Source organism: Criblamydia sequanensis CRIB-18 (assembly GCF_000750955.1).
Classification (GTDB): domain Bacteria; phylum Chlamydiota; class Chlamydiia; order Chlamydiales; family Criblamydiaceae; genus Criblamydia; species Criblamydia sequanensis.
Map to the genome: position 1 here is coordinate 1 of NZ_CCEJ010000016.1, position 11547 is coordinate 11547.

An 11547-nucleotide genomic window follows, 5' to 3' on the forward strand; every position below is an offset into this window, starting at 1 on the left:
GTTCCTGCCCTACAAAACAGGGTGACTGTTGCGCTTCCAGTTCCAACGCCGATTCAAGAAATTGAAGAAGAATCCACTGAAAAAGAAGAGGTTAGAGAGACTCAGGTTGAAATTGTTGAAGGACAAGAGAACTCTTCAGAAACTAGAGAGTCGGCCAAGGCTTTAAACAAAGCTAAATCCTCAGCTCCAAGCGCCTTTGAGAATTCCCATTCTATCACTGATTTATTTTCTAGAGTACAAAGAGCTTTCTTTTATATGACAGGTATCGATTCAAGAACTCTCTTTGATAGATGCTCTTATTTTAATCAGACGTTATTTAGAGGGATGTACTTATGGTTTGGTGCATTTGGTGTTAGCGCAGCCGCATATTTCTTATTCTTTAATAGGGGAGCAGCTCTCGGATCTTTTGTCTCTAAAGTTAATGTGCTCCCGGTAGTTTCTGCAGGAGGCCAGGCAGTTGCAACTAGTGTGGCTTCGGTAGTTTCTGCAGGAGTCCAGGCAGTTGCTACTAGTTTGGCCCCGGCGGTTTCTTCTGGATCTTCTCATCTTTCCGCTATATTTGCTTTAGCTTCTTCAACTGAATTGAAGGCTCAATATGACGCTGTTCACAAATTGCTTAGGCACTATCTTAAAGATAGAGGGCACACGCTTAGTTGGTGCTATAAACATGGCAAAATTACCCTCGAACTGTTTTGGTACATTGTTTTAAACGGGTTAATGAAAAAACATTGGCATCAATCCTTTGAAATCCCAAAATAACCGTAACTTTTTAAAGAAAAGCATAACTGTTTTTTTAATAGTTATGCTTTTCTTTCTTCTGGAAAATTAATCGCATAACTTCTTGAATGAAATTTTAGATGTCAGTCAGGAAAGAGGATGAGCGGAAGTAAGGAAGGCTTTATCAAGAGCCAAGGCGTAAAGATTCATTATCTGGCAAAGAATTTAGAAGCTGATAAAATTTCCTTATTATTTGTTCCGGGCTTCCTCATGCCCGCCTGGATATGGGATAAGCAGCTTGATTTCTTTTCTAAAGAGTATCGGGTGGCAGCTATAGACATTCGATCCCAAGGAGATTCTGAGCAGGCAACCGAAGGACACTATGCTTACTCTATCGCAAAAGATATTAAAGCGATGGTGGATGAGCTAAAGCTAGAGCCATTTATCTTAGTCGGGTGGTCTCTTGCCGTCCCAGAGGTTGTCAATTATGCCCTCCATTTCGGGGGAAAAGGACTTAGGGGACTTGTTTTAGTGGATGGCTTAGCAGGAATAGACCCAAGCCTTCCTTTCTATCAGTCTACAATTGATTATTGGATGGCTTTGCAAACAGACCGCAAAGTAAAAACAAAAGAATTCATAAAAAGCATATTCAAGAAGCCTCAAAAAGAGTCCTATCTAGAAAAACTTTTAGAGTCGGCGCTTCGAACCCCGACAAATACCGCCATGACTTTTATGGATAATTATCTGCTTCAGGATTTTCGAAAGGACTTAAGTCGACTCGTAACCCCTACCTTAATCACAACAGTGAATGGCCCCAGATTAGACTACATGAAAAGACTTCAGACCTTGATTCCTAGGGCCCATTTAGAAATTATAGATGATGCGGGCCATGCTCTATTTGTAGATCAACCGGAAGCTTTTAATCGCCTTTTAGAGACCTTCATAGAAGGCCTCCAAAAGTGAAATAGGCTATCTCGGGGATAGGGTCACAAGAAAAAGATAAGGGGAGGCCGCAGAATCGGCGTTAGTTTCCGTATTTGGAAGAGTGCTTTGAATGCCTCCTACAATATACCCGATAACGATAGGACCATCCCTCAGCTTGTCAAACGCAAGAACCCCATTTTGATAGATTGGAAGAGACTCGTTTCTTATGAATTGAGCGCCTGCGCCAAAGAGAAGGGGATTTCCGGGATTTGTAAAAGTGGAAGGGATAGTCGGGTATTGATTATCCATCAAGTATTGTGTAAATACACCGCGTCTATTCATTTTAATTGTCGTCACTTCATTTGTAAAGGGGATCTCAGAATCTGTTTGAAAAACGCCATTTTCAAAGTATCCATAGGTGATGCCTCCAAATAGTACGATGTACATGTCTTTGCTATTCTCTGAAAAAAGACCGACATTGGCGCAGGCATAATTATTCATGGCCTGTTTAAAAGTGTTTGGGTCCTCAGGATCGGGCATTAAGCTTTTGCCTTGCGGGGAAATAAAAACAGGGACCGTCCAAATGCCGCTTGTTTCTGTAAATACTCCGGATAGGGCCAAATAGCCAGGTCTTGGCTTTGATTTTCCTTTTCCTTGATACATGATGGGAACGACATTAAGGTCTCTTCTTCGATAAGCGGGGTTGATAAGAGGTTCTTCTTCACTTGGCGCCACATAAATGTGCTTGCCATCATCTAAAATATGAAAGGAACGCACCTGTCTTGTGTATTGCCCATTCGAATTGTCTCTATACTCTCCTGTAAAGTTTTGTCCAAAAATAAGTAAAGTCGGTTGGTGAGGGCCTAATTGGAACATTTCCCCTCCTGTCACTTGAACAAGCGGGTGGGTGGTTTGCCTTAGATACTTTGCAAACGTTCTGCTTTTAGGTTCTATGACCCACTGTACAATCCCCGGAATATCAAGGGCGCTTAAGACAGGTTTTGTGCCCATGGTGCCGGTCGCCGTATCAATGCCATAGCCGCCTGTCATATAAAGAGTGTGACCGCTTTGATAACATTGAGGGCTTGTAACAGAAAGGGTATCGATTTGAGCTTGGGTTAACCCGGAAGCCGGGTCATATAAAGACCTTTGCCAAATGGTTTGGCTTGCAAAGTCGATCACATAAACCATCGTATTTTGCTGGCTTGGAGGAAAGTTATTGACGTTTGGATCATCATCAAACCCGTGCAAGCCATTCGTTCTTCCGGCAAAAAGCAAGACTTTGCCATCCCAAGTTCCAAAAGAACCTGAATGCCAGCCATTTGGCAAAGTTAAATTAGCAAGTTCAATATTAACATTAAAAGGAAGGGGTGTTTGAGGAAGGACCGGGCTTAAAGTGGAGGTTTGGTTATCTCCATAAAGAGATGCGAGCGTAATTAATAGGGCTGTAAGTAAAATGTTTCTAAAAACCATAGTTTAACTCTCAAAAGGGTTTATGAAATCAGCGATATAGATTTGACAAGAGCGATTAGGGCTTCTCTTGGAAGTCCACATTAGTTTTTTACCATCATGGCTAAATACGGGAAGCCCATCAAATGAGGGGTAATCGGTGAGTCTTTGCATTCTTCCGGTTGCTAGTTCTAAAAGATAAATTTCATATCTATGGTGTCCGTGCAAGGAAGTTGTAAAAGCAATTTTATCTCCATCCGGATGCCAATAGGGAGCCCAATTAATAGCTTCATTATCAGTTAAAAGTTCCTCTTCAAGGGTTTCAAGATCGATCATATAAATTTGCAAATAATCAGGACGCATCCTATCCGCTCTAAAAATGATTTTTTTTCCGTCAGGTGAAAAAAAAGGGCCTCCATTATAAATGCCTTCCGTATGGGTGATAGCTTTTGCATTATACCCATCCGCATCCATCACATAAATATTCATGCTGCCGCTTTCATTGCTTGCATAAACAATTTTCGTTCCATCAGGGGAGTAGGCGCATTCTGCATGGTAGGCTTCTCCTCCAGTCAGAGCTTTTAAATCGGATCCATCTAGATTGGCTTCATAAATATTCATATAAGGGGTCAGATGCCATTTATAGCTTTCATGAGCCTCTTCCTCTCTAAATTCCATAGGGTCTGAATGAGAAGATGCAAAAATGATTTTCTCCTGGGTTGGATGGAAATAAGCGCAAGTGCAAGAGCCTTTTCCGGTGCTTACCATTAAAGGGAGTCCATCCATTAAGTTCATGCGATAGATTTGATATTCTTTTTTCCCTTTTGGGATAGCCTGGAAAAGAATAGTTGAGTCGTCAGGTGAGAAGTAAGCTTCACCTGCTCTTTCAAACCCCATTTCATCAAAGGTGATTTGATGAATATTTTTTAGATAAGGCTCATCCGTTAGGCAAGAAAATTCAAAAATCAAGGATATGAAAAATGCCCAAAAAAAATTCCACATAAGACCCTATAAGGACAAAATTTGAAAGAATCATAATTAGAAATAAATTCTTTGTTGACTATATGATTTTTAAGGTACTGTGTTTTTTTTTTTGGAGGTTTTATGAAGCAGTGGTCTCATCTTATAAGCACGATTTTTATAATTATTTTATTCTCTCAAAATAACTATGCCGAAGAAGACTGTTGTTTTCTTTTTCCTATTACGGGTGAAATTGGAATCGCCTATGATGATTTTAGAGGCCTATCGGAAGGCAGCTGGAATGGTAATACAGGCGGTTTAATTGAAGTTAATTTTGGAACCGCTATTTTTGACGGCATTGGTCTTCAGCTTGGAGGAAGTTATGGGGTTTATGATTGGGCCGGCAGAGGCCCTCTTGGATTAAGTGATTCCGCAAGTATTCAAGAGCAAGGTTTTATTTCCGGCGGCTTTTTTTACAAAAATCCTTGCCACTGTCCCATACAAGCCGGTGCTATTGTCGACTGGATGTTTAATAGAAATTTCGGTGTCTTTGGCCTAAACCCTTCTTTTGGGCAAGTAAGGCTGCAAGCAGGCTATCTATTTCCATCCGGTGATGAATTTGGGTTATGGGGCTCAGCTTATATCCGAACCGATCAAAAAAGTGCGTTTTTAATTCCGGTATTTTTTAGAGCAGTTAGCCAAATCAATCTTTTTTGGAAGCATTACTTTGAAACTAGCGCTGAAGTAATGATATGGGGAGGGGTTCCTCTTAAAAAAAGCTTGTTATTTTCTGATAGTAAAGCCGGTAAATACATTGTGGGTGCTTGCTTTCGCGCACCTTTAAGCTCTTGTTTAAGCGTGGAAGGGCATGGCGCTTATATGGGGCCGCATCATAATAGCGCATCTCCTAGGTTTCAAAGCTACGCAGCGAATATTTGCATCGGTATCAATTACTTTTTTGGATGCAAATCAAATGCCTGTCCTGACCTATGGCAAGCTGCTCCCTACATGCCTATTGCTAATAATAGCAATTTCATTGTCGATACAAGCCTTAATGACTAGTTTTGAAAGAAGACAACGATTTTTAAAATCGTTGTCTTCTCACAAATTAAAGAGCGCAAGATAAGTTCATGCTTAACTCATAAGCGACATTGTCGAATTTATCAAAAGGAATGGATTTACTTGGTTTTGGAATAATTGCGTCAAGCCACTCCATTTTTAAATCGAAACGGCTTAAGAGCTCTAAAACTTGCGGCATCAAGTTTTCATACGCATCGGATAAATCCGGAATCTTAACATGAGGAACGTAACGCTTGCATATATTCCAAGAGTAAATTTCAAATAGATGCATCCATCTAGTAGATTTTTCTTCCTCATCAAGCGCTTTTGCTTTTTTATAAAATTCTTTAATGATTAAAGTCTCTGCATGGATCTTGGCAATCGTTATCCCTTCTTCTTGACAGCTTGTGTCCCAGATGCGTTTCACTAATTCCGGTTTTCCACCGCTGGCACGCATTTTATTTGCTATACTTTTTTGCAATTCAAGCATCTTAGCTTTTAAAAGAAAGTAGGGGAGCTCTTTTGTAAATAAATTTTGAGAAATATATTTCCAAAGAATAGCAAGCTTCTTTTGAAGTGAAGGAAGCGAGAAATCAAGCTTTGTCAATTCAAGGTATTCTTGATAGGCAAGCTTTAAGATTTGTTTTCCGGCGACAAATTGAAGAAGGACGTTATTATCGCCTTCATAAGTTTTTGTAGCGTCAAGGCCTGCTTGATACTCGGCAAGTTCTCTTACGATAGCATAATGATGTGGGGAAGAAGATCTGCCATACAAATTGATGATTTTATCAAAAAATTCCATGGCCATTTGGGAAGCGACGGCTTTCATGACCGACGCATTAAAATGATTTTTAAGATTATTTCCAAAATAGATGGGCCTTGCGAATTCATGCGCGAAAGAGAAAGCTAAATTATCCACCATTTCTTTAGAGTGTCTAAATTTACTCATCGACGGCGGATAGCAGCCAAAAACGGCTGTCAAAAAAGAGAATGAGTTCCCTGAATTATAGGCGATGGTATGTCGGCCGCTTACAAACTGACCAAGCAAGAACCTTGTAACGAGGGTAAGAGGGTCTAAATTGCCTTCTTTAGCAATATATTCACCTTCTTTTGAAATTTCACAAAACTTATCTAATAAACTATTATAGGGGATACGTACATTTTCAAAAGTCACATACGCGTTATCAACTCCATTTAGCCCCAATTTTTTCCCCATATCCTTTACTTTAATCCCGGGAATAAGTTCACCATTTTTTCTAATTTCCATTTCAAATCCATGGACTCCATAATCCTTACCTTTAAGAATTAACCTTGCAAAAAGAACGGTTCGGTTGGCATTTTTAGCAGCTCCTCCTATAAAGGCCTTAGTCGCTTTTCTTGAAGGAGTATTTATGGTAAATTGTCTCGTTTCATTATCAAATATAGCAGTTGTTCTTGTCCCGGCTATATCTGAGCCTCCGCCTTCTTCTGTCATCATTAGACAGCCTATAACCTCAAGGAGATTCGCTTTTTCAACAAGAGGTAGGTGCTTTTCCGTTCCGAGGGTCAACACAGATTTGCCATATAAGATTAGGTGAACGAGAAGGAGAGTTGCTAAATCAGGGCTTACTAAACCGATTTTTTTTATGAAGTCTAAAACTTTTGGGGAATCAAAAAACTCATGCAGCTCTTCAATTGAGATCACTTCATGAGACATTATTAAGCGCACCTGTTCAATGGTAGCTTCTCGAATTTCTTGAATCGTAGAATTGTAATTGCGGAGCCTTGGCTTTTCTAGCATCTCATCAAGAATGGTTCTCTCTTCCGAGGGCGGACTTTTTTTATTTTTTATGTCGTAGAGTTTTTCTAATTCTTCTCTGTTATTGATAGTCGGAACCCCATTTTCAGAAGGCACCCATCCTTCCACATTCATTTTTCTTAATTCATCTATGGGAATACCTGAACCTTGGCTTAGAATCACTAAAGCCGCCTCTATTGGTTGTTCATGATTGACGGCAATTCCCTCATCTGGAATTACCCCAACATTATAGAATTGAGTTCCAAATGCTCGGGCCTCTCTTACATCGTGCTGCATAAATTTTCCTATTTAGAAATTTCACCGGGGAGTATGTTTAGGAAATTCATTTTCGTAAAGATAGAAAAAAAAATCTAATAAAAGTCATTTTAAGGCGCTTAGACTATGAAAATCGAAAAGCAGGATTTGATTTCAGCTGCAACGAAAATAGGTCTTCCTAGAGATTCTGTAGATAAGTTGTGGGAGGAGTTAAACACAAACCCTTCCACAAATAAGCTAAATCTATCGATGGTTCTTTACTATTTCGGAGCATTTTTAATTTTACTCGCTTTATCTTGGTTCCTTGGAGAAACCTGGGATCGCTTCGGGGGAAAAGGTATATTTATAATCTCAAGCGTCTACCTTATATCCCTTTTGCTGCTTGGTTCATTCTTTTGGAATAAGAAAGATTTAAAAACACCCGGAGGCCTTCTTATTACTCTAGCTGTCTGTTTGATACCGCTTGCTGTTTATGGATTTCAAACATGGTTTGGATGGTGGATAACGGAACCGCCGGGCGAATATAAAAACTTTTTTTCATGGATAAAAGGCGGCTTTTTTTTAATGGAAATAGCAACCCTTGTTGGCGGCCTTATTGCTCTTTATTTTTATCGTTTCCCCTTTTTAACGATGCCTATCTTTTTTGCTCTTTGGTTTATGTCAATGGATAGCGTGCCTCTTTTATTTGGGGAAGCAAGATATTACACGGATATCCGAGAAAAGATTTCTATTGTCTTTGGTTTAATTATTCTAGCTATCGCTTACACTATTGATTTAAAGGGGAATAGGGACTTTGCTTTTTGGCCCTATTTTTTTGGCCTTTTAAGCTTTTGGGGGGGCTTATCGCTTCTTGAATCCTCATCGGAAGCCATGAGATTCATTTATTTGCTGATTAATTTAGGTCTTATGCTTCTCTCCGTCCTTTTACAAAGAACCGTATTTCTATTTTTCGGAGTTCTTGGGGTGATGTTTTATATTATTTCCTTATTTAATTCCTATTTTCAAGATTCATTAAGCTTTCCGATCTTTCTTAGTTTCATCGGGCTTCTCGTCTTATTTTTAGGGATTTTTTACCACAAAAATCACTTATTAGTGGAGGCTTGGCTAAGAGGGCTAATCCCGGAAAGCTTAAAAAAATGGCTTCCAAAAGAATAACTAATTTTTGTCATCGGTATGCTGATAAATCAGGTTTGAGAGTTTAGATGCGTCTTCAAACATCTCGTAAATATCCTCTAAAGTTGGCATAGCCGCATTATTGACGACCACCATATAGGCATATAAGTGATTATTTTTTCCTTGGATATAGCCTGAAAAGGCTTTAGTGATTAAGAAAAATTTTTGAGTGGCTAAATTAAAAGAGACGCCGGTTCCAGGTTTTGCAAAAACTTTGCCTTTAGCTTCCAAATCTTTTCCAAAATCTTCTAAAGAGCCATCAACACCAAGTATTGGAAGAGCTTCTTTAAAACGTTCAAATTTTGTAGCCGTTTGATGGTACATATAATCTAACAGTTTAGCTTCAGCTCTTGGCGTCAATCGATTTTCATTTCCGCCGGCCGCATCGATAAACACAAATTCATTGGGGCTTAACTTTACTTCTCGTGTCAAAAAATCGCCGATAAGTTCCATTCCTTGAGAAAAAGTGGTTTCTCTATTTCTTGAAGCAAGCAAGAGCGGCACCAAGTCAGCGCCTAAGTTATGGCTGACTTTTAAGATTAGTTTCCCGTATTCGCTTAAAGGCGGCGAGATCCATAAAGCCATTTGCTGATAATTTTTATAATCTTCAGGCAGCTTAATTTCTCTTGAATCCGTTTGCTTAACCTTGATCCCAACACTTTCCAAAGCTTGAATAAAAGCGCTTCTTGCAAAGGCTTTAGGGTCTTTTATAGCGAAAGTTTTTACAACATCCCTGTGATCTAAAGGAACAGAACCTTTTAAAAGAAGTTTCTGTCCGTCTTCATTTGAAGTTATGACGATCTCTAAAGGTTCGTCTTTTGCAACTGTCTTAATCTGATTATCGACACTATAACCTTTTACTACGGGTCTAAAAAATAGATGGGCTTGTTCCCCAATCTCGGTTGGATTAATAACAAAATCAATTAGATTTTCATTGATCATAATAGGGGATAGAGTCATCCCTCTTTTTTCTGTCGTTTCAAAAAGACGAACATCAATAAGAATGTTTCCTTCTATTTCTGAAAGCCCTTTATCACGGATTTGCTTGGCCAGATCATTAATGGCCGCCAGGGGATCTTCTTTTGTAATGATGGCTCCCGGAACGTCATTGGCAATGATATGATCCATTTTTGTGAATGAAAGGGTGTCTCTATCCGGTTGTCTTCCTCCAAAGGTAAGGTCTCCTTGAGCTACTAGAATTAGATCGCCTACGAGTTTTCCATTTTTTATAGGGGCGCTTGCAAAAACAGGCGTTTCAAAGCGATAGTCATCTCCAAAAGCGTCTAAAAGAGCGGCTACAGAAAATAATTTAGAAGTGGAAGCGGGAGAAAAGAGTTTATTGGAATTAAGGTCATAAAGAATTTCTCCTGTGACTAAATCTTTGGCATAGATTCCCCAAATGGAATGCTTATATTTCTCTTGATGCATAATAGACCGCATTTCTTTGGGTAATTCTTTCAAGGCTAACAAGGGAAAGAAATTAAAAAGGGTCATTAAAGCTAAAGGAAAAGAATAAATATACACTGGAACCCTCATTTGTTTTTTTTTAACTTAAAGATATTTTTTTGATTACTCGCAACGATAAACTCCTGCCGTTTCAAATTTTTCTTGGTGGTAATATTTAAAAAATTTCTTTATTTAAAAAAGTGAGGGATTCAATTACAGGGAACTATTTTATGCCATTAGTTCATATCCATTTGTTAAAAGGGAAAACACCTAAGTATATTAGAAATCTTAGAGACGGCATTCATCAAGCCCTTCAAAATGCTTGGAAAATTCCCTCGAATGATCGATTTCAACTGGTATCAGAATATAAAAAAGATCATTTTCACTTTGATAAAACCATCTGGGGTGTAAAACGATCAGATAACTTAATCGCGATTTATATCACCTCAAGCCCTCGAACGGAAGCGATGAAAAAAAAGCTCTATCGCGAGCTTGTAAAAGTTTTAGGGGAAAGCCCCAAAGTTCGAAAAGAGGACATTTTTGTCACGATTGTAACAGTTGGCCGGGAGGACTGGTCCTTCGGAAACGGAATTGCCCATTTAACCTTGCCATCTCTAACTCCTTAAAGTGTATTAGGATTAACCTCATGAGTTATATTTCCGTCGGAAAAGAAAATAATCGGGATATCGAGATTTATTTTAAGGACCATGGCTCCGGGCAACCGATTGTTTTTAGCCATGGCTGGCCCTTAACTGCCGATGCATGGGAAGATCAAATGCTCTTTCTTTCTTCGCACGGCTATCGAACCATCGCCCATGATAGACGAGGGCATGGAAGATCGAGCCAACCCTGGAGCGGCAACGACATGAATACCTATGCCGATGATTTAGCCGCTTTAATCAATGCTCTCGATTTAAAAGACGTTGTTTTAGTCGGTCATTCTACGGGAGGGGGAGAAGTGGTTCGGTATTTAGGCCGTTATGGAACTAAGCGTGTTTCTAAGGCTGTTTTAATAGCTGCCGTTCCGCCGATTATGTTAAAGACTGAGGCGTATCCCGATGGATTACCAATAACCGTATTTGATGACTTACGATCTAAGGTTCTCTCGGACCGGGCTCAATTCTTTAAGGATCTCAGCGCACCTTTCTATGGGGCTAACCGCCCGGGTTCAAAAGTTTCCCAAGGCCTTAGAGACTCTTTTTGGCTTCAGGGGATGCTCGGCGGTCTTAAAGCAATCTATGATTGTATTAGACAGTTTTCGGAAACCGATTTTACAGAAGACCTCAAAAAAATTGACATTCCCACTCTAATTTTGCAAGGCGATGATGACCAAATCGTCCCTTTAAAAAATTCCGGCCAACTTTCATCAAAATTAATCAAAAACGCCAAACTTAAAGTTTATAAAGGCGGCTCCCACGGAATGTGTTCTATAAATAAAGATGAAGTTAATTCTGATTTGCTAAATTTTTTAAAGGAAACTTAAACTAATTATTTTTTTTAATAAAACTTTAGTTAAATTGTTTGTAGTAACAAGATGATAATTTTAGCTAATAAACTTTGGAAAGGTTCCCATAAGCTTTTCGAGATAAGCTGATGAAAAAAAACTATTAGTTAAATTAATGGGTTTTTTATTTGAAAAAAATTAATAACCTTCATTTTCGTCCAAATCTCCTCTTAAATTAATTAAATGTCAAATTTTAATCCTATTAGGCAAATTACTTGTAGAAGTGGTTAATAAAATAGTTGTTTTTTAAACAAATTAATTA

At 38.9% G+C, this 11547-nt stretch carries 10 protein-coding genes; 6 read left to right on the forward strand and 4 right to left on the reverse strand.

The features are described from left to right. A partial coding sequence (locus CSEC_RS13270; protein WP_041018809.1) for a hypothetical protein occupies positions 1-759 on the forward strand: 759 nt, incomplete at its 5' end. 117 nt (positions 760-876) lie between these two features. Further along, positions 877-1680 (forward strand): alpha/beta fold hydrolase, encoded by an 804-nt coding sequence (locus tag CSEC_RS12355; RefSeq protein ID WP_041018810.1) that lies wholly within the window; start codon positions 877-879, stop codon positions 1678-1680. 6 nt (positions 1681-1686) lie between these two features. On the opposite strand, the gene CSEC_RS12360 is transcribed toward CSEC_RS12355, so the two are convergent. After that, a complete protein-coding gene (locus CSEC_RS12360; protein ID WP_237559250.1) occupies positions 1687-3114 on the reverse strand; it encodes a hypothetical protein in 1428 nt (475 codons plus the stop codon). 3 nt (positions 3115-3117) lie between these two features. Next, positions 3118-4092, reverse strand: a complete 975-nt coding sequence (locus CSEC_RS12365; protein ID WP_053332069.1) for a TolB family protein — start codon at positions 4090-4092, stop codon at positions 3118-3120. A 102-nt stretch (positions 4093-4194) separates the two neighbouring features. On the opposite strand from CSEC_RS12365, the gene CSEC_RS12370 reads away from it, so the two are divergent. After that, positions 4195-5112, forward strand: coding sequence for a DUF6666 family protein (locus tag CSEC_RS12370; protein WP_041018811.1), 918 nt, complete (start codon positions 4195-4197; stop codon positions 5110-5112). A 46-nt stretch (positions 5113-5158) separates the two neighbouring features. Here CSEC_RS12370 and CSEC_RS12375 read toward each other — a convergent pair whose 3' ends face one another. Beyond that, positions 5159-7183, reverse strand: a complete 2025-nt coding sequence (locus CSEC_RS12375; protein ID WP_041018812.1) for an acyl-CoA dehydrogenase family protein — start codon at positions 7181-7183, stop codon at positions 5159-5161. A gap of 105 nt (positions 7184-7288) precedes the next feature. On the opposite strand from CSEC_RS12375, the gene CSEC_RS12380 reads away from it, so the two are divergent. After that, positions 7289-8317, forward strand: a complete 1029-nt coding sequence (locus CSEC_RS12380; RefSeq protein ID WP_041018813.1) for a hypothetical protein — start codon at positions 7289-7291, stop codon at positions 8315-8317. Here CSEC_RS12380 and dacB read toward each other — a convergent pair whose 3' ends face one another. Beyond that, the gene (gene dacB / locus CSEC_RS12385; protein ID WP_161780994.1) at positions 8318-9859 is read right to left on the reverse strand and encodes a D-alanyl-D-alanine carboxypeptidase/D-alanyl-D-alanine endopeptidase; all 1542 of its coding nucleotides are present in this window, start codon (positions 9857-9859) and stop codon (positions 8318-8320) included. A 152-nt stretch (positions 9860-10011) separates the two neighbouring features. On the opposite strand from dacB, the gene CSEC_RS12390 reads away from it, so the two are divergent. Together CSEC_RS12390 and CSEC_RS12395 are read left to right on the forward strand one after the other, a co-directional pair. Then, positions 10012-10407, forward strand: a complete 396-nt coding sequence (locus CSEC_RS12390) for a tautomerase family protein (RefSeq protein ID WP_041018815.1) — start codon at positions 10012-10014, stop codon at positions 10405-10407. A gap of 20 nt (positions 10408-10427) precedes the next feature. Beyond that, complete coding sequence (locus tag CSEC_RS12395) at positions 10428-11264, forward strand: alpha/beta fold hydrolase (RefSeq protein WP_041018816.1); 837 nt, start codon at positions 10428-10430, stop codon at positions 11262-11264. Positions 11265-11547 lie beyond the last annotated feature (283 nt).

What these genes read in the sequence shown, in the direction of transcription:
- CSEC_RS12355 (WP_041018810.1), top strand. Translation starts at nt 877, where the DNA reads ATGAGCGGAAGTAAGGAAGGCTTTATCAAGAGCCAAGGCGTAAAGATT.
- CSEC_RS12360 (WP_237559250.1), bottom strand. Translation starts at nt 3,114, where the DNA reads ATGGTTTTTAGAAACATTTTACTTACAGCCCTATTAATTACGCTCGCA.
- CSEC_RS12365 (WP_053332069.1), bottom strand. Translation starts at nt 4,092, where the DNA reads ATGTGGAATTTTTTTTGGGCATTTTTCATATCCTTGATTTTTGAATTT.
- CSEC_RS12370 (WP_041018811.1), top strand. Translation starts at nt 4,195, where the DNA reads ATGAAGCAGTGGTCTCATCTTATAAGCACGATTTTTATAATTATTTTA.
- CSEC_RS12375 (WP_041018812.1), bottom strand. Translation starts at nt 7,183, where the DNA reads ATGCAGCACGATGTAAGAGAGGCCCGAGCATTTGGAACTCAATTCTAT.
- CSEC_RS12380 (WP_041018813.1), top strand. Translation starts at nt 7,289, where the DNA reads ATGAAAATCGAAAAGCAGGATTTGATTTCAGCTGCAACGAAAATAGGT.
- CSEC_RS12390 (WP_041018815.1), top strand. Translation starts at nt 10,012, where the DNA reads ATGCCATTAGTTCATATCCATTTGTTAAAAGGGAAAACACCTAAGTAT.
- CSEC_RS12395 (WP_041018816.1), top strand. Translation starts at nt 10,428, where the DNA reads ATGAGTTATATTTCCGTCGGAAAAGAAAATAATCGGGATATCGAGATT.